This is a genomic window from Clavibacter vidaverae (assembly GCF_047529985.1).
GTDB lineage: Bacteria > Actinomycetota > Actinomycetes > Actinomycetales > Microbacteriaceae > Clavibacter > Clavibacter nebraskensis_A.
On record NZ_JBLJAM010000001.1, the window covers coordinates 963,818 to 984,575 of the forward strand.

Here is a 20,758-nt window from a genome sequence, read left to right on the forward strand (position 1 = left end):
TCATCTGCCGCAACACACGGGCCGCGGCACGCGCGTCGCGCCGCCCGGCGTCAGGGCCAGACGAGCGCGTGCGACCAGGAGCCGTCGGCCCCCGAGCGGTACGTGATCCGCAGCTGCCCGTGGTCCTCGGTCGCCTGCCAGAACTCGACGACGGTCGGCTGGAGCACGTAGGCGCGCCACGACTCGGCGACGAGCTGCGGATCCGCGTCCACGGCCTCGCGCGCCCGGGCGATCCGCGCGTCGCGCTCCGCGGCGTCCGGCATGGGCTCGCTCTGGTCGCCCGCGATGACCTCGGCGCGGGACGCCGGGTGGCGGGCCAGGAAGTCGCGCTCGCTCACCTCGCGGTCGCCGTGGAAGACGGGCCCGGTGGCGCGGATCTGCCGCCCGCGCTCCCGCCAGTACGCGACGAGCGCGGCGCGCGGGTTCGCCTCGAGGTCGCGGCCCTTCGGGCTGTCGGCGAGGGAGGAGAACCAGAGCGCGCCCGGCTCGTCGTCGGCCGTGGGCGTCACGTCCTTGAGGAGGAGCGTGCGCGCGCTCGGGCGTCCGTCCGCGTCGGCGGTGGCGAGGACCACCGCGTTCGGCTCGGCCGCGTCGTGGGCGACGGCATCGCGGATCCACGCGATGACGAGGTCGACGGGGTCCTCGGGCAGCCGCTCGAGGTCGAGCTCGGGGAACTCGTGGGGCTTCGGCTTCGCGCCCTTCAGGAGGTCGCGGATGGGCGTGGAGTCGTCGTCGTCTGCCATGCGCCGAGCCTAGGCCGACGAGCCGCGCGGCCCCCGCGTGGACGCGCGCCAGCCCCGGCCGTGCCCCTTCGACACCCCGGGGGGATCGGATTGGTCGCGGGGCACTGGACTTTCCCAGTACCGGCGGACGTGGTCGTCGGGCCCGCCCTTCGCTACCGTCATCCCCAGGCCCGCTCCCCCAGTTGGGCCCAGCACCACGCGGCGAGGGCCCGGGACCCGTCCCGGGCCCCGCCGTGCGTGATCCCCGCGTCCTCCGCACCGCTCGCATGCGTGCGTGCGTGCGTCGAGGCGACGACGCGGGACCCGGACGCACGAGAGGCCGGCCCCGAGGACGGGACCGGCCTCTCGCCGCACCAACACGGGATATGGGAAGGTGTGCCCCCAGGAGGATTCGAACCTCCGCCCCTGCCTCCGGAGGGCAGTGCTCTATCCCCTGAGCTATGGGGGCCAGGGTGCGCGCGAGCGCGGATCCAGGGTAGCACCGGCCGGGACGCCCGCCGCGCCGCCGGCCGACACCCGCGCCGGCACGAGATTCCCTCTCCCGAGGAGACTCCCCGCTCCACCACAGGCGCGACCCGCCAGGATGGTCACCAGGACGACCGCCGCGCCGCCCGGGCACGGCGGCCCACCCGATCCCCTCAAGAGGAGACCACCCGTGAAGCTGTCCCGCATCGCCGCCGCCGCCACCGGCTTCCTGCGCACGTCCAAGGGCCAGGACGTCGGCCGCACCGCCATCGACAAGGTGTCGGGCATCGCCGACAAGGCCACCGGCAGCAAGCACGCCGACAAGATCCAGAAGGCGCGCGACGCCGCCGACGAGCAGCTGCGCAAGCTCGGCCCCGACGGCGGCCGCGGCGGCCAGGGTCCCGTGCCGCCCGCGACACCGCCCCGCCGCTGAGCGCCGGCAGCGTCGAGCTCACGCTGGACGCGGCGTCCGACGCCGCGGTCCGCGCTTCGTGGCGCGCCCTCGCCGACGCCGGCCTGCCGAGCGTCGCCGACCACGCGGGCGCGACCAACCGCCCGCACGTGACGCTGCTCGCGGCCGAGGCCCTCGGCGGATCCGCGGACGACGCCGTGCGCGCGATCGCCGCGTCCGCTCCCCTGCCGCCGCTCCGCCTCGGCGGGCTCGTCGTCTTCGGGGTGCCGCCGCGCGGCCTCGTGCTGGCGCGGCAGGTCGTGGTGGACGAGGCGCTGCTCGCGCTGCACGGGCGGATCCACGCGGCCGTCGACGCCGCCCCCGCCCGACCGGACGAGGACGCGGAGGCCGTCGAGGTCGTCCCGCACACCCGCCCCGGCTCGTGGACCCCGCACGTCTCGCTCGCGCTCCGGCTCACGGCGGAGCAGCTGGGCGCCGCGGTGACCGCCCTCGGGCGCATCGACCCGCTCGACGCCCCGGTCGCCGGGGTCCGCCGCTGGGACCCGCGCGACCGCACGACCACGGAGCTCGTGTGACCCGGACGGGCGGCATCCGCCCCGCCACCGCACGCACCCGCGCCACTAGCCTGGATGGAGCACGACCTTGAGACGACGGAGGAGTCGCATGCCGCGGTCCGCGAGATTGCTGGGGGCCGCGCTCGCGCTCGGCCTGGCCGGGGCCCTGGTCCCCTCCATGGCGCAGGCGACGACGCCCGTCGACTTCGGCGGGGCGACGATCCTCGACCAGGCCGACGTGCTGTCGTCCGGCGAGGAGCAGCAGGTCCAGCAGGCCATCGACCAGCTGCGGGATCAGACGGGCGTGACGCTGCACGTGGCGTACGTCGACACGTTCACCGGCGCCGCGAACAAGGAGGCCTGGGGGCAGGCGACGAAGGACGCGAACGGGCTGGGCTCGAACGACGCGATCCTCGCCGTGGCGGTCGACGCGCGGCAGTTCACCCTGGGCGTCCCGGACAGCGTCTCCATCGCGCAGCGGACGCAGCTCACGGACCAGGTCGTGACGCCTCGCCTCCGCCAGGACGACTGGTCCGGCGCTGCCGTCGACGCCGCCCAGGGGCTCCAGTCCGTGACGCAGTCCGGCACGGTCGCCGAGACCGGGACCGGATCCACTCCCGCCTCCGGCAACGACTCCGGCATCGACTTCGGCCTCGTGCTCCTCCTCGTGCTGGGCGCGATCCTCGTGGCCGCGGTCGCGACGACCCTGGTGGGCCGCCGGAAGAAGAGGAAGGCCGTCGCGGCGAAACGCCAGGCGGTGCTGGAGGAGATGCGCACCGCCGAGCAGCGCGCCGGCAGCATGCTCGTGCAGCTCGACGACGCGCTGGAGACCAGCGAGCAGGAGGTCGGCTTCGCGGAGGCGGAGTTCGGATCCGGCGCGGTCGGCCCGTACCGCGAGGTGCTCGCGTCCGCGGGCGGCAAGGTCCGCGAGGCGTTCGCCCTGAAGCAGAAGCTCGACGACACCATCGAGGACACCGACGAGGAGCGCCGCACCTGGGCCGCCCGCATCGTCGACCTGTGCGAGGAGGCGCGGGCCGAGCTCGACGCGCAGGCCGAGTCGTTCGAGGAGCTGCGTGCCCTGGAGAAGAACGCGCCCCAGACGCTCGCCGCCATCGTCACCGACGCGGAGGCCCTGAAGACCCGCATCGAGCGCACGCAGGAGGCGGTGGACCTCCTCGGTCGCCGCTACGCCGGCCCGTCGATGACGACCGTCACGGGCAACGTCGACCAGGCCCGCTCGCTCCTCTCCTTCGCGACCGACACCGCGCAGCAGGCGGCCGAGGCGATCCGCGCCGGCGACCGGACGTCGACGGGCGAGATCGCCGTGAAGGTCCGCGCCGCGCAGCAGGCCGTCGGCCAGGCCGGCACGCTCCTCGACGCGGTCGACCGGGTGTCCTCCGACCTCGAGCACGCGTCCTCGCGCGTGCAGGAGGAGATCGCCGACGTCCGCAGCGACATCCAGGACGCCCGCGCGGCCCAGCGCGGCGGGCGCATGCCCGAGCTGACGCGCCTGGTGCAGGCCGCCGAGCAGGCCATCGCCGACGCGAAGCCCGCGCAGGGCCGCCTCGCGGATCCGCTCACGAGCGTCACGCTGCTGCAGGAGGCGGAGGCCCGGCTCGACGAGGCGCTCGCGCCCGTGCGGGAGCGGCAGGAGCAGGTGCAGCGCGCGATCGGCTACCTGCCGCGCGCGCTGTCGACCGCCGAGAGCCAGGTCGCCACGGCGCGCGACTTCATCTCCACGCGTCGCGGCGGCGTCGGCGAGGAGGCGCGCACGCGGCTCGCCCACGCCCAGCGCGCGCTCGACGACGCGCACGAGGCGGCCCCCCGGGATCCGGTGCGCGCCGTCGCCGCGGCGCAGGCCGCGACCTCCTACTCCGCGCAGGCCATCGAGGCCGCGCAGCGCGACCTCGACCAGGGCGGCGGATACGGCGGCTACGGCGGCGGCATGATGGGCGGCCGCGGCGGGGGCGGCGACGCCTTCGGCGGCGCGATCATGGGCGGCATCATCGGCGGCCTCCTGAGCGGCGGCGGAGGCGGCGGCTGGGGTGGCGGCGGAGGCGGCGGCTTCAGCGGGGGCGGCTTCGGCGGCGGAGGCGGGTTCGGCGGGGGCGACTTCGGCGGAGGCGGCGGCTTCGGCGGCGGCGACTTCTAGCGACGACCCGGACGGGCACCACCGGCACGCGCACGACCAGCACGACGACGAGAACGAGAGCGACCCATGATCAACCCATTCCGACGAAGCACCAGACGAGAAGGAGCAGCACCCATGTCCAAGCAGTCCATCCTCGGCCGCATCGCCCAGCTCGCGAAGGCCAACATCAACAACCTCATCGACCAGGCCGAGGACCCGCAGCTCATGCTGGACCAGATGGTCCGCGACTACACGGAGAGCATCCGCGAGGCCGAGAGCGCCGTCGCCCAGACCATCGGCAACCTGCGCATGATCGAGGAGGACCACCGCGAGGACGTCCAGGCCGCGCAGGACTGGGGTCGCAAGGCCCTCGCCGCCAGCCAGAAGGCGGACGAGTACCGGAACTCCGGCAACACCCCGAACGCCGACAAGTTCGACGCGCTCGCCCGCGTCGCGCTGCAGCGCCAGATGCAGTCGGAGAGCGAGGCGAAGGGCGCCGAGCCCACCATCGCGTCGCAGACCGAGGTCGTCGAGAAGCTCAAGCAGGGCCTCGACACCATGCGCGGCAAGCTCCAGCAGCTGTCGTCGAAGCGCGACGAGCTCAACGCCCGCCAGAAGACCGTGCAGGCGCAGTCGCAGGTGCAGGACGCCATGAAGAGCATCGACATCATGGATCCCACCAGCGAGGTGAGCCGCTTCGAGCAGAAGATCCGCCGCGAGGAGGCCCGCGTGCGCGGTGCCGAGGAGCTGCAGGCCTCCAGCCTCGACGCGCAGTTCGAGGAGCTCGAGGACCTCGGCGAGCTGACCGAGGTCGAGGCGCGCCTCGCCGCGCTCAAGTCCGGCGGATCCGCGCCGAAGCAGGTCACGTCCGGCGAGTAGCCCCCGCTCGATCCACGGGCGCCGTCCTCCGGGGCGGCGCCCGTCGTCGTCCCGCCGGGGAATGGCGGCCCCGTGGATCCGGTTCCCCCCACCATGACCAACATCGGAATCATCGGCGCCGGACTCATCGGCAGCCAGCTCGCCCGCCTGTTCACCTCCACCGGCCACGACGTCGTCATCGCGAACTCGCGCGGCCCGGAGACCCTCACCGACCTGATCGCCGAGCTCGGCGAGCACGCGCGCGCCGCCACCGTCCAGGAGGTGGCCGAGGCCGGCGAGATCGTCGTCGTGACGATCCCCCTGAAGAACATCGACAGCGTCCCCGTCGCGCCCCTCGCGGGCAAGGTCGTCATCGACACCGACAACTACTACCCCGAGCGCGACGGCCACATCGCCGAGCTCGACGACGAGACCACGACCACCGCGGAGATGCTGCAGCGGCACCTGCCCGAGTCGAAGGTCGTGAAGGCGTTCAACCACATCTACGCGGCCGACCTCACGACCGACGGCACCCCGGCCGGCACGCCGGGCCGCCGCGCGCTCGTCATCGCGGGCGACGACGCCGAGGCGAAGGCGACCGTCGCCTCGATCCTCGACGCCTTCGGCTACGACACGGTCGACGCGGGGCCGCTCGCGGAGGGCTGGCGCATCCAGCGCGACACCCCCGGCTACGGCCCGAAGCTCGACGCCGACGGCCTCCGCACGGCGCTCGCCGAGGCGAAGCGCTACCGCGACATGGCGTAGCTCCGCTCCTCCCCACGACGATGCCCGCCCTCCCGCTACCACGGTGAGGGCGGGCATCGCCATGTCCGGCGCCGCACGGGATACTGGGGTGTGCCCGCCTCCTTCGTCGTCGTCCCCCAATGGCAGGGCTCGGGCTCGTCCCGCGCCATGAGGCTCGCGGACGGGGCGGAGGCGATCCGCGGCGATCTCCCCGCGTCGGCCACGCGCGTCGTCGAGGTGCCCGTCGAGGCGGGCGAGTCGCTCGGCACCGGGATCGACCGCTACGCCTCGCTGCTCGCGGTGCGCACCCGCCAGGCGGCCGCGCTCCAGGCGGCGTCGGCCTCCGCGTCCGGCCCGCTCGTCACCGTCGGCGGCGACTGCGGCGTGGAGCTCGCGTCCATCGACCACGCGGCCCGCGCGCACCCCGGCCTCGCGGTCGTCTGGCTCGACGCGCACGCCGACCTCAACTCCGCCGACAGCTCGCCGTCCGGCGCCTTCCACGGCATGGTGCTGCGGGCCGTCCTCGGCGAGGGCGTCGACGGGCTCGAGCTGCCCGTCGGCACGGTCACCGCCGACCGCGTGGTGCTCGCCGGGGTGCGCGCGCTCGACGACGCCGAGTCCGACCTCGTGGCATCGCGCGGCATCGCGCACCTCGGCGTCGACGCGATCACCCCGGAGGCGCTCGTCGCCGCGGTGGCCGCGACCGGCGCCACGGACGTCTACGTCCACGTCGACCTCGACGTGCTCGACCCGGGCGCGATGTCGGGCGTGGGGTACCCGGAGCCGTTCGGGCTCGAGGTGCCGACCCTCACCGAGTCGATCAAGGCGCTGCGCCGGGCGTTCGGGCTCGCGGGCGCGGGCGTCACCGAGTTCGCGCCCTCCTCCCCCGCGGCGGCCGTCGACGACATGGGCGCCATCCTGCGCATCATCGGGGCGCTGACCGGGCCGGTCTGATCCCCGGGTCGCTCCCCTCGCCCGCCCGACCCGCGTCCCGACGAGAGGTCGCGCCGCGCGCCCGGCCCTGCGAGGCTGGGACGGACGATCGAAGGAGACCGCCGTGAGCGACGACGCCCGCACCGCATCCACCCCCGAGCACGGCGCCCCCGAGCCCGCCGCCCCGGCCGACGAGGCGCCCCGCGTGCGCGTCGAGCGCCGCGGGCACCTGCTGCTCATCGGGCTCGACCGGCCCGCCAAGCGGAACGCCGCCGACATGCGGATGCTCCGCGAGCTGGCGAGCGCCTACGGCCTGCTCGCGCGCGACCCGGAGCTGCGGGTCGGCGTCGTGCACGCGATCGGCGACCACTTCACGGGCGGGCTGGATCTCGCCGACGTCGCGCCCCACATCGGCCGGGGTCCCGGCGGCGGCCTCGACACGGTGCCGGACGACGGCGTCGACCCGTGGCGGATCGCCGACGCGGGTGCGGGCAAGCCCGTGGTGCTCGCGGTGCAGGGCACGTGCCTCACGCTCGGGATCGAGCTGGCGCTCGCGAGCGATGTCGTGGTGGCGGCGGCCGGCACGCGGTTCGGGCAGATCGAGGTGGCGCGCGGGATCCTGCCCTTCGGCGGCGCGACCCTGCGCTTCCCGGCCGTCGCGGGCTGGGGCGACGCGATGCGGTGGATGCTCACGGGCGACCCCTTCGACGCGGAGGAGGCGCGGCGCATGAGGATCGTGCAGCTCGTCGTGCCCGACGGCGAGCAGCTGGAGGCGGCCGTCGGGATCGCCGAGCGCATCGCGGCGCAGGCCCCGCTCGCCGTGCAGGCGACGCTCCGGAACGCGCGCGCCGCCCTCCGCGACGGGCACGAGGCGGCGGCCGCCGCGCTCCCCGCCGAGCTCGTGCGGCTGGCCGGATCCGAGGACGCGGCGCGCGGCATGCAGGCCGCCGCGAACCGCTCCCCCGCGGAGTTCGTCGGCCGCTGATCCGCTCCCCGACGCGCCCCGCTGGCATGACGGAGGCCGCGAGTAGGGTCGGGACCATGACCTCCTACGACCTCATCGTCATCGGTGCCGGCCCCGTCGGCGAGAACGTCGCCGACCGTGCGAAGCAGGGTGGGCTCAGCGTGCTCGTCGTCGAGTCCGAGCTCGTCGGGGGCGAGTGCTCCTACTGGGCGTGCATGCCCAGCAAGGCGCTGCTCCGCTCCGGCAGCGCCCTCCGCGCGGCGCGCGCCGTCGCCGGATCGAAGGAGGCCGTCACGGGCGACCTCGACGTCGCCGCGGTGCTCAAGCGCCGCGACTCCTTCACCAGCTCCTGGTCCGACGAGGGGCAGGTGAGCTGGCTCGAGGGCATCGGCATCGACCTCGCGCGCGGCCACGGGCGCATCTCGGGGCCGCGCCGCGTCACGGTCACCGCACCCGACGGATCCGTCGTCGAGCACGAGGCGACGCACGCGGTCGCCGTCTCCACGGGCACCGCAGCGCTCCTCCCCGACATCCCGGGCCTCGCCGAGGCCCAGCCCTGGACGAGCCGCGAGGCCACCAGCGCCGAGATCGTGCCGGCGTCGCTCGTCGTCATCGGCGGCGGCGTCGTCGCGGCCGAGATGGCCACCGCGTACGCGTCGCTCGGCAGCGCGGTCACCATCGTCGCGCGCAGCGGCCTGCTCGGCGGGCAGGAGCCCTTCGCGGGCGAGCTCGTCGCCGACGGCCTCCGCGGGATGGGCGTCGACGTGCGCCTCGGCGCGTCGCCCTCCCGCGTCACCCGCGACGGCGACGAGGTCACCGTGGAGCTGTCCGACGGATCCACCGTCACGGCCGCCGAGGTCCTCGTCGCCACCGGCCGCACCCCGCGCACCGAGGACCTGGGCCTCGACACCGTGGGCCTCGAGGCCGGCGCCTACCTCGACGTGGACGACACGCTGCTCGTCACGGGCGAGGTCAACGCCGAGACGCCGTGGCTGTACGCCGTCGGCGACGTCAACCACCGCGCGCTCCTCACCCACCAGGGCAAGTACCAGGCGCGCGCCGCGGGCGAGGTCATCGCCGCGCGCGCGACCGGCGGCACGGTCGACGAGTCCCCGTGGGGCGTCCACGTCGCCACGGCCGACCACCGGGCCGTCCCGCAGGTCACCTTCACCGACCCGGAGGTCGCGAGCGTCGGCCTCACCGCGAAGGCGGCGGAGGACGCCGGGATCCGCACGCGCGTCGTCGACTACGACCTCGGATCCGTCGCGGGCTCGAGCCTGCACGCCGACGGCTACGCGGGCCAGGCCCGCATGGTCGTGGACGAGGACCGCGGCGTGATCGTCGGCGCCACCTTCGTGGGCCCGGACGTCGCCGAGCTCCTGCACTCCGCCACCATCGCGGTGGTCGGCGAGGTGCCGCTGACGCGCCTCTGGCACGCGGTGCCGTCGTACCCCACCATCAGCGAGGTGTGGCTGCGCCTGCTCGAGACGTACGGCCGGCCGACCGCGTGATCCGGGCCGGCATCGGCGCCGTGGCGGGCGCCGTGCGCGGCGTGCTGCTGGACTCCCCCGTCTCGCGCGCCGGGAGCGGCGTCGCGACCGCCGTCGCGCTCACGATCGGCCTGCCGCTCAGCACGGGCGAGGTGCGCCGGCACGGCGACCTCATCGTCCTCACCGGACTGCCGTCCTGGGTCTTCGGTCGCGGCGGCACGTGCGTGGGCCGTGTGTACCTCACGCGCGACAACGCCGGGCCCGCGGTGCTCGAGCACGAGGCCGTGCACGTCGTCCAGTGGCGGCGCTACGGGCTCCTCATGCCGCTGCTCTACGCCTGGGCGGGGCGGGATCCGCTGCGCAACCGCTTCGAGATCGAGGCCGGCCTCGAGAAGGGCGGCTACCGGTGACCGGTCCGCTCGACGGCCGCACCGTCGTGATCACCGGGGCGAGCTCCGGCATCGGCCGCATCGCCGCCCGGGAGCTGCACGCGCGCGGGGCTGACGTCGTCGTCGTGGGCCGTGACCCGGAGCGCACGCGCGGCATCGCGGCGGAGCTGGGCGCGCGGCACGTGGTCGCCGACATGGACCGGCTCTCGGAGGTGCGCGCCCTGGCGGCGACGCTCCTCGAGACGTGCCCGCGGATCCACGTGCTGGCCCTCAACGCCGGGAGCCTCGTGCCGCGCCGCACCACCACGGTCGACGGCCACGAGACGACGTTCCAGCGCAACGTCCTCGCGCCCTTCCTCCTCACGCGCCTGCTGCTCCCCCGGCTCGAGGAGACGCAGGCCGCGCTCGGCGCCGACGAGACCCCGGTGCGCGTCATCGGCACCGCGAGCCGCGCGAACCTCTGGGGTCGCGTGCGACTCGACGACCTCGACTGGCGGAAGCGCCCCTGGCTCGGCGGCTGGCAGGCCTACGGCACGTCGAAGGCGATGATGATCCTGATGATGCGCACGCTGGCCGAGCGCATCGGCCCGCGCGGCATCGAGGCGGTCGCCTTCCACCCGGGGCTCGTGCGCACCTCGTTCGGATCCGACAGCACGGTCATGAAGGCCGTGCTCGCGCTCTCGATGGGCGCCTACGGCATCTCCGCGGAGGCGGGAGCGGTGCCGCTCGTGCAGCTCGCGTCGGTGCCCGACCTGGCCGCGCCGAACGGCACCTACTTCGACCAGCTCACGCCCGACGGGAAGACGACGGCGCAGGCGGCGGACCGGCAGGTCGGCCGGGACCTGTGGGCGGCGCTGGAGCTGGCGGCGGGCACGGACGAGCGCCTGCCGCGCTGAGACGCCCCGCGGCGCACCGCGGGCGGCGGATCCGCGTCAGCGCGTCGCGAGCAGGTGCAGCAGGTCGTCGTGGCCGCCGACGTGGCCGCCGAGCAGCACGCTGACCTCGGTGACCGGGTGCTCGTCGGAGATCGGCGCGGTGAACACCATCATCTCGCTGGCCCAGGCGCCGACCGCGCGCGCGACCGCGGTCATGGGAGCGGCGGGCGCGCCGTCGACCCCGCGGCCGTCGCGCGCGATGACCGTGACGACCATGCGCGGCGGGTGCGTGAGCGCGACCTCGACGGACGCGTCCGGCACCTCGACGAAGACGCTGCCGCGCGTGCACATCGGCAGCACCGCGAGCGCGGCCTGCGTCTCGGCGAGGCCGGTCTCGTCGGTGACGAGCAGCACCTGGCGCTTCGTGCCCTTCGCGGTGCGCGAGCGGGTGGCTCCGGCCATCGTCAGGAGCCCTCGGCCGCGCCGCGGCGCCAGTAGCCCATGAAGGCGACCTGGCGGCGGTCGATCCCGGTGTCGCGCACGAGGAAGCGGCGCAGGGCCTTGATGCAGCCGGACTCCCCCGCGAGCCACGCGTAGAGCGTCGAGCCCTCGTGGACGACGGGCGCGTCCCAGACGATGCCGTCGGCGTCGTCCTCGGCGAGCGGCTGCGCGTCATCCGCGAGCGCGACCTCGGGGGCGGCGATGGCGCCGACCTTCACGTGGCAGTCCACCCAGTGGCGCACGGCCTCCTCGAGGCGGGATCCGTTCGGCCGGCCGTCGCGCGGCAGCCAGGTGAGGTTGACGCCCTTCGGCACGCGCACCTCGAGGCGGTCGCCCGTGACGGGCACCTCGATGAAGGCGCAGCCCACGGCGTCGTCCGGCAGGGAGGAGAGGATGTTGCAGATGGCGGGGGCGGCCGTCTCGTCGCCCGCGAGGAGCAGCGAACGCGCGGCGCCCGGGTGCCACTCGATGCCGAGGCCGCGGGCGGGGCTCAGGGCGTCGGGGCCGATGAGGACCATGGGGTCGCCCACCGCGGCGGTGCCGGCCCAGCGGGAGGCGGGGCCCATGTCGCCGTGGAGGGCGAAGTCGACGTCGACCTCGCCGAGGTCGCGGCGGACGGCGCGGGACGTGTAGGTGCGGAGCGGGTTGCGCTCGGCGTCGGGCAGCGCGCGCCACCAGGCGAACCAGTCGTCGCCGCCGACGCCCGAGAGGTCCGGCAGTCCGTGCTCGGCGACGGGCAGCAGCAGCTTGATGCGCTGGTCGAGGCACTCGTCGCCGAAGTCCCGCAGGTCGTCGCTCTGGAACGTGATCCGGAGGAACGTGGGGCTCACGCGCTCCGTTCGCGCGACCCGGGCGGCGAACGGCCGGTAGGCGGGGCGCTCGGCCTCGGCGACGACCTCGACCGCGGGTTGCTCCTCGACCACGGGATCCACGGCGGCGGTGCTGCTGGCGAGGGTCGCGGTGGAGGTAAGCACAGCCTAAGTATGGCATGCCTTACCTCAGCGGTCGAGGGTGGGCGACCGATCCCGGGAGGGATCCACGGGAGGATGTCAGGGTGATCGCCCCCGTCCTCGTCGCCGTCTTCGTGGGCGCGGTGGCGCAGCGGGTCACGGGCCTCGGCTTCGCGCTCGTGGTAGCGCCGGTCCTCGTGATCCTGCTCGGGCCCTTCGACGGGGTGATGATCGTGAACCTCTGCAGCGTGCTCTCGGCGTCGCTCGTGCTCTCGGCCGTGCGGCGGGACGTGGAGTGGCGGCGCTACCTGCTGCTCGCGGGGCCCGCGATCGTCGGCATCGTGCCGGGCGCGCTCCTCGCCTACCTGCTGCCGGAGCCGGCGCTCGAGATCGGGATCGGCGTGCTGCTCGTCGCGGCGCTCACGACCTCGCTCGCGCTGCGGCGGACGACCCGGGTGATCGACGGACCGGGCGTGATGGCCGGGTTCGGCTTCTCGGCGGGCGTGATGAACGCGGCCGCGGGGATCGGCGGCCCGAGCGTGAGCGTCTACGCGGTCGTGAGCCGGTGGGAGCAGCGCCCGTTCGCCGCCACGCTGCAGCCGTTCTTCCTCACGACGGGCGCCGTGTCACTCATCACGAAGCTCGTGCTCGCGCCCGACCGCTGGCCGGACCTCGGCGCGGCCGCGTGGATCGGCATCGTCGTGACGCTCGTCGCGGGCGTCGGCGCGGGCACGCTCCTCGCGCCGCGGATCCCGACGCCGGGCGCCCGCGCGGCCGTGCTGGTGATCTCGTTCGCCGGCGCGGTGACAGCGATCGTCAAGGGCGTCGGCGGGCTCGTCTAGCGCGGCTCGTCGACGGCGCGGTCGCGCGTCACCACTGCGGCGGGTGCCGCCGCTGCCAGTGCAGGCGCCGCTCGAGCTGCCGCCCGATCGCGAGGAGCGTCGCCTCCCCGCCCGGCCGCCCGATGAGCTGCACGCCCATGGGCAGGCCGTCGTCGGTGAGGTGCACGGGCAGCGTGATCGCGGGGAGCCCGGTGACGTTGGCGAACGACGTGTACGGCGTGTACCGCACCTGCTGCGCGAAGTTCCGCTCGCCGTCCTCCGCGTCGTACCAGCCGACCGGTCGCGGCTCCTGCGCGAGCGCGGGCGTGAGCACGGCGTCGACGTGCGCGAACTGCGCGATGACGCTGCGCTCGTAGGCCGTGAGCTGCGCGAGCGCGCGGGCGAGGTCGCGGGCGCTGAGCTCCCGGCCGCGCTCGACCAGCCAGCGCGTGAGCGGCTCGAGGACGTCGAGCTGGTCGCCCTCGGCGGGGATCCCCGCGGCGCCCGCCTGCCAGATGGTGCGGAACGCGGGCGCGTAGGTCGGATCCGGCCGGAGCGCGAGGTCCTCGAGGCCGTGGCCGACGGCGGCGAGCTCGCGCACGGCCACGGCCAGCGCCTCGGACGCGGACGGGTCGAGGGCGATCTCGTAGGCGTCGTCCCACGGCGTGGTGGTCATCACACCGATCTGGAACCGGCCCTCGCCGCGCACGGCCGCTCCGAGCAGGTCGCCGTCGGCGTCCTCCGGCGCGCGCAGCGTGAAGGGGTGCGGGATGCGCCCGTTGACCCGGCCGATCATCGCGTCGAGCAGCATGGCCGCGTCGGCTACGCTGCGCGCGAGCGGGCCGGGGACGACGAGGCCGGCGAGCGACTCCTGGCCGGATCCCGCGGGCACGAGGCCGCGCGACGGCTTGAGGCCGACGAGCCCGGTCGCGGCCGCGGGGATGCGCACGGAGCCGCCGCCGTCGGATCCGGGTGCGAACGGCAGCAAGCCCGCGGCGACGGCGACGGCCGCTCCCCCGCTGGATCCGCCGGCGCCGCGCGTCGTGTCCCACGGCGTGCGGGCGGGCGGCGCGACGAGGCTCTCGGTGTACGACGGCAGGCCGAACTCGGGCGCGCTCGTCTTGCCGAGGCTGATGCCGCCCGCGTCGTCGAGCGCCTGCGGAATCGCGTCGGTGCGCTCGGAGACGTGGTCGCGGAAGAGGCGCGAGCCGAACGTGGTGCGGACGCCGGCGCGCTCGGAGAGGTCCTTGTCGCCGAAGGGCAGGCCCCAGAGCGGCGCGGTCCGGGGCACCTCGCGCTCGACGTGGCGGGCGCGGTCGAGGGCGCGGTCGGCGGTGACGGTCGTGAAGGCGCCGAGGCCCGGATCCAGCCGCTCGATGCGCTCGAGGTAGTGGGCGACGAGCTCGGTCGGGGTGACCTCGCCGCGCTGGAGCTGGTCCCACTGGTCCTGGGCGCTGAGGTGGTGGAGTTCGAACACCGCTCCAGCGTAGGCCGGGGCGGACGCGCGGACGGGGCGGGCGCCGGTCGTCCCGGCACCCGCCCCGTCCGTCACGGGCGCGCTCGCGTCAGCGGCGCGGGGCAGCCGATGCGCGGCGGCGGAAGGCCACGAGCGCGAGGCCCAGGGCGAGCGCCGCGAGCGAGGTGCCGAGGACGGGGCCCGTCTCGGATCCGGTCGCCGCGAGCGTCGGCTCGGTGCTGGGTGCCGGCACGACGCCCGTGCCGGACGGGACGACCGATCCCGCCTGCGTGTCGAGCGCGTAGAGCACCGAGGCGCCCGTGCTCGGCAGGAGGAACGCGAGCTGGTGGGATCCCGCAGCGAGGCCGGCCGGCACCGTGAAGCGGACGCTCGCGCGGCCCTGCTCATCGGTCGTGTCGACCACGGCCGGGTCGATCGGCGTGCGCGCGACCTCCTCGCCGTCGACGAGCGTCACGACCTCGGTGTCCTGCACGGGCGCGTTCGAGACGAGGAGCGACGACAGCTCGTACGTGCGCTCCTGGCCGGCGCGAGGAGCCGCGCCCGTCGTGTCGACGACGCCGATGGAGCGCGTCGCCGAGTCGGCCTCGACGGGCGAGAACTCGGTGATGTAGTCGACGAAGGCCGTGAGGTCCACGCGGCCCGAGTCGCTCTGCTCGGTCGTGTTGCCGAGCTCGGTGAAGTTGTCGCCGCCCTCCGCGAGGAAGCTGTTCGCGACCATCGTGAAGACGCGCGCGGGATCCACCGGCGCGCCCTGGAAGAACACGCCCGTGATCCGCTCGCCGCGCGCGGCCGTCGGGTCGTACGTGTAGGTGAGGTCGCGCGAGAGGCCGAGCTTGAGGAACGGACGCGACGACCCCTCGGGCTGCCACTGCTGCTCCAGCACCGCCTTGATCCCCGCGCCCGTGATCTTCGCGGTGGTGAGCGTGTTGGCGAACGGCTGCACGATGGCGGCCTCCTTGTAGGTCACCTCGCCCTCCGCGTCACCGGCGCCCGAGGACGCGACAGAGAGGTCCTGGCGGACGCCGCCCGGGTTCATGAACGCGATCTCCGTGCCGAGGTCCGCCTGCGTCGCCCAGAGCTGCGCGTCGGCGACGAGGTTGCCGATGGTGGACTCGCCGCCGCGGTTCTCGGAGCCGTCCGTCTGGCGGGCGCGCGTGATGTCGCCCGTGATCTCGCCGACCGTGCGGCTGCCGATGACCTCGGCCTTCGCGACCGCGTCGTCGACGATGCGCTGCACCGCGGGATCCGCCGGGAACGCCGGCTTCCCGTCCGCGGTGAGGAGCGAGACGAGCTCGGAGGAGATGGACGTGAGGGACTTCGTGGCGGGATCCACCGTGAGCGCCAGGTGCCCGAGGTTCGTGCCGTAGCTGCCGGTCTGCAGCACGGGCAGCGGCAGGTCGCGGCCCGCGACGGGAAGCTCGTAGTCGTAGCCGAGGTGGGTGTGGCCCGAGATCACGGCGTCGACGTCCTGCTGCACTCCCGTGACGATGCGGCCGAAGACCGAGTCGTCGGTGAGCGAGGACTCGTCCGAGGTGGACGCGCCCTCGTGCACGACGAGCACGACCACGTCGGCCTCCCCGTTGGCGTCGTCGCCGTCGCGGAGGGCGCGGGCGGTCGCGGTGGAGGCGTCCACGACGCTGCCGACGTCGAGGGTGGCGAGGCCGGCGGGGCTCACGAGCTCGGGCAGCGACTCGGTGGTCGCGCCGACGAACGCGACGCGGACGCCGCCGATGTCCTGCACGTCGTACGCCGCGTAGGCGTGCTCCTTCGTGCCCTTCTCGTACAGGTTCGCCGAGATGTAGGGGAAGTCCGAGTGGTCCGTGACGCGGCCGTCCACGTCGTCGCGGCCCTGGTCGAACTCGTGGTTGCCGAGGGTGGAGACGGAGACGCCCATGGCGTTCAGCGCGTCGAGCGTCGGCTCGTCCTGCTGCGACAGCGACGTGAAGGTGGACGCCCCGATGTTGTCGCCCGCGGAGATCAGCGTGCTGTTCGGGTTCTCGGCCTTCGCCTGCTGGAACGCGCCGGAGATGACGGCGGCGCCCGCGGTGGACGACGTGGTCTCCAGACGGCCGTGGAAGTCGTTGATCGAGTAGACGTCGATCGCGACGTCCCCCTCGGCGGCGGACGCGGGGGCGGCGCCGAGGCCGAGGACCGCGGTGGCGGAGAGGCCCGCCACGAGGGCGAGGGCGCCGGAGCGCGCGGCTCCGGACGGGCGGCGGGTGGGGGCAGGGCGCATGCGGGGACATCCTCGTTCGGGCGGGCGGCGGTGCTCAATACCTTACGTATCTGAGGTTTCCATGGGGTTAACTCCCGCGCCCGCTGCGCGCCGCCGCGCCTCAGCCCCGCACGAGCCCCGCGAGCTCCGCCCGGGTCGACGCGCCCATCTTCCGCAGCAGGTTGGCGACGTGGAACTTCACGGTGTTCTCGCTGATCCCGAGCGAGGTCGCGATGGCGCGGTTGCGGGATCCGCCCGCCACGAGCGCGAGCACCTCGCGCTCCCGCCCGCTGAGGCCGGCCTCCCCCGCGGCGTCGAGGCCGGCGGCGGGTGCGTCGAGCGGCAGGCGGACGGCGATCTCGGATCCCCAGCCCGGCGTCGCCGTCACGTCGAGCGTGCCGTCGAGCGCGGCGACGCGGTCGGTGAGGCGGCGGAGCGCGTCGAGGTCGGCGGTCGTGGATCCGGCGCCGTCGTCGCGGATCCCGACGAGCAGGTTGCTGCCGTCGCAGTCCCACTGGATCCGCACGCGCGTCACGTCCGGCTCCTCCACGAGCGCGAGCACGGCGCCGCGGACGATGGCGCGGCCCGCGTGCGCGACCTCGCCGGGGAGCGCGCGGCCGTCCACGGGCGGCTCGACGAACTGCACGTCGAGGTCGCGGAAGCGCACGAGCGGGCGGAGGTCGTCGCGGAGCCGGGCGAAGGCGCGCGCGACGGGCTCCTCGCCGAGCGAGCGGTCGCGGTCGCTCGCGGCGCGCAGCTCGACCATGGCGTTGGTCGCGAGGTCGGCCGCGGTCTGGCGGGCGGCCGCGTCGCCCGTGCGCGAGGAGCGCAGCACGGCGAGCAGCGACTCGAGCGTGGTGGCGTGCGCGTCGCCGAGCTCCGCGACGACGCGGGCGCGCTCCGAGGAGACGGCGCGGGCCTCCGCGAGGTAGGCGGGCGGGGCGGCGGCGACCTGCTGCCGGATCCCGTGGGCGACGCTCCGCCACAGGGCACGCACCAGCTCGCGGGCGGCGTGCACGTCGTCGTGCGCGGCGACCGGATCCACCAGGACGAGGAGGGCGCCCGTGTCCGCGCGCCACGCCGCCACCGTGCGCGGGCGCCCGCCGACCGGGTGCTCGACGGCCCAGGCGGAGCCGTCGTCCGCGCCGTCGGCGAGGCTCGCGAGGATCCGGTCGAGCTCGGCGATGGTCACGTTCTCCACCACCTCCGCCTCGCCCGCCTTCTTGCGCGGGCGGCCCGTGCAGTCCTCCGTGAAGATCACGAGCGCGCGGTGCGCGACCACGGGCTGCAGCAGCGCCGACAGCGCACCGGCGACCTCCTGCAGCGGGGCGGCGAGCGCGTCGTGCAGGCCGTCGAGCAGGGCGACCGCGTCGGCGGCGGGCGGGACGGCGGGACGGGCGGGACGGGCGGCAGGCGAGGCGGGGTGGGTCCGGGACGGCATCCCGCCACCGTACGCCCACCCGGAAGCGCGGTCACGACCGGCGGCACCTGCTCGGACGGGTAGGCGGATCCACCCGTCGGGTGGGCAGCGCGGAGAGGCGGACGAGACCACCATGGAGGGGATGACGAACACGACGCCCGACCCCCGCCCGACCGGCGACGCCCCCGTCGACGTCGCCGCGGCCCTCACGCTCATCTCCGACGAGAACGCCCGCGTCGCCCGCGCGCTCACCGAACCGGACCTCGCGGTGCGCCTCGACGAGGCCGCCCGCGTGATCCGCGACGGCCGCCGCGTCTTCGCCCTCGGCGCCGGCCGCTCCGGCCTCGCCCTCCGCATGACCGCGATGCGGTTCATGCACCTCGGGCTCGACGCGCACGTCGTCGGCGAGGCCACGTCGCCCGCGATCGAGGAGGGCGACGTCCTCCTGGTCGCGAGCGGATCCGGCACCACCGCCGGCATCGTCAGCGCCGCGCAGACCGCGCACGACGTGGGCGCCCGCATCGTCGCGCTGACGACGGCCGACGACTCGCCGCTCGCCGACCTCGCGGACGTCACCGTGCTGATCCCCGCGGCCGCCAAGCAGGACCACGGCGGCACCGTCTCGGCGCAGTACGCGGGCGGGCTCTTCGAGCTCTCCGTCGCGCTGGTCGGCGACGCCGTCTTCCACGCGCTGTGGCAGGCGTCCGGCCTCTCGGCCGACGAGCTGTGGCCGCGCCACGCGAACCTCGAGTGACCGTCGGTCACCCGATCCCCCACCACCACGACACGCATCACGACAGGAAGAGGAACCGCATGAAGCTCCAGGTAGCCATGGACGTGCTCACGACGAAGGACGCGCTCGAGCTGGCCGGCAAGGCCGCGCCGCACGTCGACATCATCGAGCTGGGCACGCCGCTCATCAAGGCCGAGGGCCTCTCCGCGATCACCGCGATCAAGGAGGCGCACCCCGACAAGATCGTCTTCGCCGACCTCAAGACGATGGACGCCGGCGAGCTCGAGGCCGACATCGCGTTCTCGGCGGGCGCCGACCTCGTCACCGTCCTCGGCGTCGCGGGTGACAGCACCATCGCGGGCGCCGTCAAGGCCGCGAAGAAGCACGGCAAGGGCATCGTCGTCGACCTCATCGGCGTCCCCGACAAGGCCAAGCGCGCGAAGGAGGTCACCGAGCTCGGTGCCGAGTTCGTGGAGATGCACGCGGGCCTCGACGAGCAGGCGGAGGACGGCTACACGTTCGGCGACCTGCTCGAGGCCGGCAAGGCGTCCGGCGTCGCGTTTTCCGTCGCGGGCGGCGTGAAGCCCGGGACCATCGGCGACGTGCAGGACGCGGGTGCCGTGGTCGCCGTCGCGGGCGGCGCGATCTACTCGGCCGACGACCCGGCCGCGGCCGCCGCCGAGCTGCGGGCCGCCATCCGCTGATCCACCCGCCTCACCCGAGCGCCGCGCACCCGTCTCCGGACGGGCGCGCGGCGCTCGTGCGTGGGGCGGGCGTCAGCGCAGGGACGCGATGACCGCGAGCTCCTCGTCGCGCGTCAGGCCGGAGAGGCGCGGCCGGTCCAGCCCGCGCTCCCGCTCGTCGGCCAGCACGTCGCGCATCGTCTCCGCGAGCGGGCGGCGCACCATGCCGAGCGCGCGGATCCCCGCGTCGCTGCGGGCGAGCATGCCGCGGGCCTCGTCCGGCAGCCACAGCGGCAGCGACCGGGGTCCAGCCCAGTGCCGCACGTCGGCATGCGCCAGCTGCGCGTCCGTCGCCACCACGCGTCCGCCGGTGGATCCCGCCGCCTCCGCCGCGAGGTCGAGCGCGTCCGCGAGCGGCACGCTCTCCCCCACCGCGTCGACCACGCCGTCGAGCCCCCGGACGCCCACGTCCACCACCAGGTCGGCGAGGTCGCGCGCGTCGAGCACCTGCACGCGCCGGTCGGTCGCGTCGGGCACGAGCACCGGCCCGTCGCCCGCGAGCGCGAACCGGGCCGGCCAGTACCCGAACCGGTCGCTGTCGTCGCCGGGTCCGGTGATGAGGCCCGGGCGCACGATCATGCGCCGTCCGGCGAGCGCCGCGGTCACCGCGCGCTCGGCCGCGACCTTGGCCTGCCCGTACTCCTCGAGGTCGACGGGATCCACGAGCGCCGCGGTCTCGTCGTCGCCCGGGTGCGCGAAGGACGCGTACACGGACACGGTGCTGACGAGCGTCCAGTGCCGGGCGCGGTCGGCGAGCGCTGCCACGGCCTCGCGCGCGTGCTGCGCCGAGGAGGTCAGGTCGACGACCTCGTCCCAATCCGCGCCGGCGACGGCCGCGTACGCGTCGGCCCGGTCGCGGTCCGCCGCGACGAAGCGGGTGCCCGCGGCGGCGGATCCGCCGGTGCCGCGCGCGAGGCACGTCACCCGGTCGCCGCGCGCCGCCAGCCGCTCGGCGATGAGCCGGCCGATCCACGCGGTGCCGCCGAGCACGAGCACGTCGCGCGCGGGCGAGGCAGCGCCGGCGTCGACGCTCACGACTCGCGCGCCTCCGCCGGGTTCCCCGGCCGCACCGACGCCGTGTCCGCCACGTCGATCCGCGTCACGCCGTCCTCCTGCTCGGTCACGTCCACGCGGGGAGCGGCGTCCGACTCCACCGCCTTCGGTGCCGTCGTCAGCTGCTCGTGCCGCTTCTCCTCGAAGTCGCGGGTCTCGTCCGGGTCCTGGTGCATGGGTCCGCCTCTCGTCGCGTCCACCGTACGCGGCGGATCCCGCACCGGCCGAGCCGCCGCCCGCCCTCCGCCGCGCGCCGTCCGCCATCGGGTGGATCCGCCGCCCCACCG

21 protein-coding genes and 1 tRNA gene are annotated in these 20,758 nt (G+C 75.2%); 13 read left to right on the forward strand and 9 right to left on the reverse strand.

Going from position 1 to position 20,758, the window contains the following annotated elements; translation table 11 throughout:
* Window positions 1–50 precede the first annotated feature (50 nt).
* Window positions 51–743 (reverse strand): pyridoxine/pyridoxamine 5'-phosphate oxidase, encoded by a 693-nt coding sequence (locus ACMT9T_RS04460; protein WP_414744421.1) that lies wholly within the window; start codon window positions 741–743, stop codon window positions 51–53.
* A 376-nt stretch (window positions 744–1,119) separates the two neighbouring features.
* Window positions 1,120–1,191, reverse strand: a tRNA-Arg gene (locus ACMT9T_RS04465).
* Window positions 1,192–1,398: 207 nt separating this feature from the next.
* Here ACMT9T_RS04465 and ACMT9T_RS04470 point away from each other — a divergent pair.
* The 10 genes from ACMT9T_RS04470 (at window position 1,399) to ACMT9T_RS04515 (ending at window position 10,579) form a co-directional block, all read left to right on the forward strand.
* Window positions 1,399–1,641, forward strand: coding sequence for an antitoxin (locus tag ACMT9T_RS04470; RefSeq protein ID WP_414744422.1), 243 nt, complete (start codon window positions 1,399–1,401; stop codon window positions 1,639–1,641).
* Window positions 1,642–1,769: 128 nt separating this feature from the next.
* On the forward strand, window positions 1,770–2,195 hold the full coding sequence (locus ACMT9T_RS04475; RefSeq protein WP_489672268.1) for a 2'-5' RNA ligase family protein: 426 nt from the start codon (window positions 1,770–1,772) through the stop codon (window positions 2,193–2,195).
* Between the two features lie 88 nt (window positions 2,196–2,283).
* Entirely contained in the window at window positions 2,284–4,326 is a 2,043-nt protein-coding gene (locus tag ACMT9T_RS04480; protein ID WP_414744423.1) for a TPM domain-containing protein, read from the forward strand.
* A 114-nt stretch (window positions 4,327–4,440) separates the two neighbouring features.
* Window positions 4,441–5,184 carry a PspA/IM30 family protein gene (locus tag ACMT9T_RS04485; protein ID WP_063072875.1) on the forward strand — a complete coding sequence of 248 codons (744 nt, stop codon included), beginning with the start codon at window positions 4,441–4,443 and terminating at the stop codon, window positions 5,182–5,184.
* 93 nt (window positions 5,185–5,277) lie between these two features.
* The gene (locus ACMT9T_RS04490; protein WP_414744424.1) at window positions 5,278–5,928 is read left to right on the forward strand and encodes an NADPH-dependent F420 reductase; all 651 of its coding nucleotides are present in this window, start codon (window positions 5,278–5,280) and stop codon (window positions 5,926–5,928) included.
* Between the two features lie 90 nt (window positions 5,929–6,018).
* Window positions 6,019–6,861, forward strand: a complete 843-nt coding sequence (locus ACMT9T_RS04495) for an arginase family protein (protein ID WP_414744425.1) — start codon at window positions 6,019–6,021, stop codon at window positions 6,859–6,861.
* 103 nt (window positions 6,862–6,964) lie between these two features.
* Window positions 6,965–7,825: a crotonase/enoyl-CoA hydratase family protein gene (locus ACMT9T_RS04500; RefSeq protein ID WP_414744426.1), complete on the forward strand. Its 861-nt coding sequence runs from the start codon at window positions 6,965–6,967 to the stop codon at window positions 7,823–7,825.
* A gap of 56 nt (window positions 7,826–7,881) precedes the next feature.
* A complete protein-coding gene (locus tag ACMT9T_RS04505; protein ID WP_414744427.1) occupies window positions 7,882–9,315 on the forward strand; it encodes a dihydrolipoyl dehydrogenase family protein in 1,434 nt (477 codons plus the stop codon).
* Window positions 9,312–9,704 (forward strand): Fe-S oxidoreductase, encoded by a 393-nt coding sequence (locus ACMT9T_RS04510; RefSeq protein ID WP_414744428.1) that lies wholly within the window; start codon window positions 9,312–9,314, stop codon window positions 9,702–9,704. The genes ACMT9T_RS04505 and ACMT9T_RS04510 overlap by 4 nt, the downstream gene beginning before the upstream one ends.
* Window positions 9,701–10,579, forward strand: a complete 879-nt coding sequence (locus ACMT9T_RS04515; RefSeq protein WP_414744429.1) for an SDR family NAD(P)-dependent oxidoreductase — start codon at window positions 9,701–9,703, stop codon at window positions 10,577–10,579. The genes ACMT9T_RS04510 and ACMT9T_RS04515 overlap by 4 nt, the downstream gene beginning before the upstream one ends.
* Before the next feature lie 36 nt (window positions 10,580–10,615).
* On the opposite strand, the gene ACMT9T_RS04520 is transcribed toward ACMT9T_RS04515, so the two are convergent.
* Both ACMT9T_RS04520 and ACMT9T_RS04525 read right to left on the reverse strand, forming a co-directional pair.
* A complete protein-coding gene (locus ACMT9T_RS04520) occupies window positions 10,616–11,020 on the reverse strand; it encodes an SIP domain-containing protein (protein WP_414744430.1) in 405 nt (134 codons plus the stop codon).
* 2 nt (window positions 11,021–11,022) lie between these two features.
* Window positions 11,023–11,982, reverse strand: coding sequence for a siderophore-interacting protein (locus tag ACMT9T_RS04525; protein ID WP_414745858.1), 960 nt, complete (start codon window positions 11,980–11,982; stop codon window positions 11,023–11,025).
* 131 nt (window positions 11,983–12,113) lie between these two features.
* Here ACMT9T_RS04525 and ACMT9T_RS04530 point away from each other — a divergent pair, with 131 nt between their 5' ends.
* Window positions 12,114–12,851 (forward strand): TSUP family transporter, encoded by a 738-nt coding sequence (locus ACMT9T_RS04530; protein ID WP_414744431.1) that lies wholly within the window; start codon window positions 12,114–12,116, stop codon window positions 12,849–12,851.
* Between the two features lie 28 nt (window positions 12,852–12,879).
* Here the strand turns inward: ACMT9T_RS04530 and ACMT9T_RS04535 are convergent, their stop codons facing one another.
* The 3 genes from ACMT9T_RS04535 to ACMT9T_RS04545 all read right to left on the reverse strand — a co-directional run bounded on the left by ACMT9T_RS04535 (window position 12,880) and on the right by ACMT9T_RS04545 (window position 17,963).
* Window positions 12,880–14,307, reverse strand: coding sequence for an amidase (locus ACMT9T_RS04535; RefSeq protein WP_414744432.1), 1,428 nt, complete (start codon window positions 14,305–14,307; stop codon window positions 12,880–12,882).
* 88 nt (window positions 14,308–14,395) lie between these two features.
* The gene (locus ACMT9T_RS04540) at window positions 14,396–16,543 is read right to left on the reverse strand and encodes a bifunctional metallophosphatase/5'-nucleotidase (protein WP_414744433.1); all 2,148 of its coding nucleotides are present in this window, start codon (window positions 16,541–16,543) and stop codon (window positions 14,396–14,398) included.
* A gap of 100 nt (window positions 16,544–16,643) precedes the next feature.
* Window positions 16,644–17,963, reverse strand: a complete 1,320-nt coding sequence (locus ACMT9T_RS04545; protein ID WP_414744434.1) for a LuxR C-terminal-related transcriptional regulator — start codon at window positions 17,961–17,963, stop codon at window positions 16,644–16,646.
* A 121-nt stretch (window positions 17,964–18,084) separates the two neighbouring features.
* Between ACMT9T_RS04545 and hxlB the strand changes: the two genes are divergently transcribed.
* Window positions 18,085–18,696 (forward strand): 6-phospho-3-hexuloisomerase, encoded by a 612-nt coding sequence (gene hxlB, locus ACMT9T_RS04550; protein ID WP_414744435.1) that lies wholly within the window; start codon window positions 18,085–18,087, stop codon window positions 18,694–18,696.
* Window positions 18,697–18,755: 59 nt separating this feature from the next.
* Window positions 18,756–19,379, forward strand: a complete 624-nt coding sequence (hxlA, locus tag ACMT9T_RS04555) for a 3-hexulose-6-phosphate synthase (RefSeq protein ID WP_012037809.1) — start codon at window positions 18,756–18,758, stop codon at window positions 19,377–19,379.
* A gap of 72 nt (window positions 19,380–19,451) precedes the next feature.
* Here hxlA and ACMT9T_RS04560 read toward each other — a convergent pair whose 3' ends face one another.
* Window positions 19,452–20,453 (reverse strand): NAD-dependent epimerase/dehydratase family protein, encoded by a 1,002-nt coding sequence (locus ACMT9T_RS04560; RefSeq protein ID WP_414744436.1) that lies wholly within the window; start codon window positions 20,451–20,453, stop codon window positions 19,452–19,454.
* Window positions 20,450–20,647 carry a multidrug transporter gene (locus ACMT9T_RS04565; RefSeq protein WP_414744437.1) on the reverse strand — a complete coding sequence of 66 codons (198 nt, stop codon included), beginning with the start codon at window positions 20,645–20,647 and terminating at the stop codon, window positions 20,450–20,452. The genes ACMT9T_RS04560 and ACMT9T_RS04565 overlap by 4 nt, the downstream gene beginning before the upstream one ends.
* Window positions 20,648–20,758: the final 111 nt, after the last annotated feature.

Coding starts and splice junctions, on each gene's coding strand:
- ACMT9T_RS04460 (WP_414744421.1), bottom strand. CDS start 743: ATGGCAGACGACGACGACTCCACGCCCATCCGCGACCTCCTGAAGGGC.
- ACMT9T_RS04480 (WP_414744423.1), top strand. CDS start 2,284: ATGCCGCGGTCCGCGAGATTGCTGGGGGCCGCGCTCGCGCTCGGCCTG.
- ACMT9T_RS04485 (WP_063072875.1), top strand. CDS start 4,441: ATGTCCAAGCAGTCCATCCTCGGCCGCATCGCCCAGCTCGCGAAGGCC.
- ACMT9T_RS04490 (WP_414744424.1), top strand. CDS start 5,278: ATGACCAACATCGGAATCATCGGCGCCGGACTCATCGGCAGCCAGCTC.
- ACMT9T_RS04505 (WP_414744427.1), top strand. CDS start 7,882: ATGACCTCCTACGACCTCATCGTCATCGGTGCCGGCCCCGTCGGCGAG.
- ACMT9T_RS04520 (WP_414744430.1), bottom strand. CDS start 11,020: ATGGCCGGAGCCACCCGCTCGCGCACCGCGAAGGGCACGAAGCGCCAG.
- ACMT9T_RS04540 (WP_414744433.1), bottom strand. CDS start 16,543: ATGCGCCCTGCCCCCACCCGCCGCCCGTCCGGAGCCGCGCGCTCCGGC.
- ACMT9T_RS04545 (WP_414744434.1), bottom strand. CDS start 17,963: ATGCCGTCCCGGACCCACCCCGCCTCGCCTGCCGCCCGTCCCGCCCGT.
- hxlB (WP_414744435.1), top strand. CDS start 18,085: ATGACGAACACGACGCCCGACCCCCGCCCGACCGGCGACGCCCCCGTC.
- hxlA (WP_012037809.1), top strand. CDS start 18,756: ATGAAGCTCCAGGTAGCCATGGACGTGCTCACGACGAAGGACGCGCTC.
- ACMT9T_RS04565 (WP_414744437.1), bottom strand. CDS start 20,647: ATGCACCAGGACCCGGACGAGACCCGCGACTTCGAGGAGAAGCGGCAC.